A 515-nucleotide genomic window follows, 5' to 3' on the forward strand; every position below is an offset into this window, starting at 1 on the left:
GCCCCCGCCGGGGCCGAACCCCTCGCCGTCAAACGTCGGACAGGCTGGTTTTGCCTGGGCTGCCACACAAAGGGAGAGATGGTGCCCGTCCCGCTCTCGGTCGTGTCGCCGCGGAGGCCACCGAAGGGAACTGGACCGTCCGCGGCACGTCTAAGATGCGCCGCATGAGTTATGGGCAGGGGGAGCCCCCGTGGGATCCCTGGAAACCGAGTTCCCGGCAGCCGCAGAGGGGTAGTCGGAGCGACACCCCCGACTGGGCTGCGCTCGCCGAGGCCTCCGAGGCGCGCAACAAGCGCCGCCGGCTGCTGCTGATCCTCGGCGGCGCCCTGGCCACGGTCGCCGTCGGAGCCGCCGTCGCCGTGGCCGTCGTGTCCGCGAACGGCAGCCCCGAGGCCTCGAACGGGCCCTCCAGCTCACTGCCGGGCACCGCGGACCTGCCCAGCGAGAGCGCCGCGACCGTCCCGTCGTTCGCCCCGACCTCGGCCCCTCCCCCGCTGGATCCGATGGACTTCATA

Annotated in this window: 1 pseudogene; it reads left to right on the forward strand. The window is 72.6% G+C overall.

What is annotated here, in order from left to right:
* Positions 1-164: 164 nt before the first annotated feature.
* Positions 165-515, forward strand: a pseudogene (locus tag VXC91_RS46820) (hypothetical protein); the annotation flags it as partial.

It is taken from the genome of Streptomyces chiangmaiensis, from assembly GCF_036281785.1.
Taxonomy (GTDB): domain Bacteria; phylum Actinomycetota; class Actinomycetes; order Streptomycetales; family Streptomycetaceae; genus Streptomyces; species Streptomyces chiangmaiensis.